Here is a 214-nt window from a genome sequence, read left to right as displayed (position 1 = left end):
GTATTAATTGAAGCCGCTCCGTTCGAGCCACCATTACAAGATATATTGGTTTGTGAAGCGGCAGTAGCTACTAGAGCTGTTGGTTGTGTAATAGTAAAGTTAACTGCTGTAGTACAGTTGTTAGCATCGGTTACAGTACATGTCCATGTACCAGGAGTTAGACCTGTTACAGAAGTTGTACCATCACCAGTTGGGTTACCCGGAGTCCAGTTAT

1 protein-coding gene is annotated in these 214 nt (G+C 43.5%); it reads right to left on the bottom strand.

Annotation, left to right across the window (positions count from 1 at the left end; all coding sequences use genetic code 11):
* On the bottom strand, window positions 1-214 hold a 214-nt coding region (locus DMB65_RS22300), incomplete at both ends, for a hypothetical protein (RefSeq protein WP_165835022.1).

Origin of the sequence: Flavobacterium cheongpyeongense, assembly GCF_003202435.1 — a bacterium.
In the GTDB taxonomy this organism is placed as follows: domain Bacteria; phylum Bacteroidota; class Bacteroidia; order Flavobacteriales; family Flavobacteriaceae; genus Flavobacterium; species Flavobacterium cheongpyeongense.
The sequence above is the reverse complement of the archived record's forward strand: the minus strand, read 5'-3'. Positions and strand labels throughout refer to the sequence as shown.